Consider the following 526-nt stretch of genomic DNA (forward strand, 5'->3'; position numbering starts at 1 on the left):
CCGTCGCGAGCTGAAGGTGATTATTGTATGCGATTCTGCGCCGGCGCCTGGTTGATTCGTATACGAGCCCGGCGCGGATCGGCGTTGGCCGGTCGCGCAGCTGCTTGGATAATGTATACAAATTGAGAAATTGAGAAGGGAGAGCAGAAACATGAAAATCGCCTACAAGGAAGTGAAATTTCGGTCGGCCAGTCGCGTCTTGATTGAGCAGGTGAACGCTATTATCCGCGAATACGAAGAAATGGGGTACTCGCTGACGCTGCGCCAGGTCTACTACCAGTTGGTTTCCCGCGATGTAATCCCGAACAACGAACGGAGCTACAAAAACCTGGGCAATCTCATTTCAGAAGCACGACTCGCCGGCCTGATCGACTGGACAGCGATAGAAGATCGGACTAGGACGCTTCGGCGCAATTCGCATTGGTCATCCCCGGCAAGTATCATCCGTTCGGCAGCAAGTTCCTTCGCCTTTAATAAATGGGATGACCAGGATTACTACGTTGAGGTATGGGTCGAAAAAGATGCC

Annotated in this window: 1 pseudogene; it reads left to right on the forward strand. The window is 52.3% G+C overall.

Annotation, left to right across the window (positions count from 1 at the left end):
• Nucleotides 1–151 precede the first annotated feature (151 nt).
• A pseudogene (locus KIH86_RS07700) lies at nucleotides 152–526 on the forward strand (hypothetical protein); the annotation flags it as partial.

This window comes from Paenibacillus sinensis (genome assembly GCF_019904155.1).
GTDB lineage: Bacteria > Bacillota > Bacilli > Paenibacillales > Paenibacillaceae > Paenibacillus_AQ > Paenibacillus_AQ sinensis.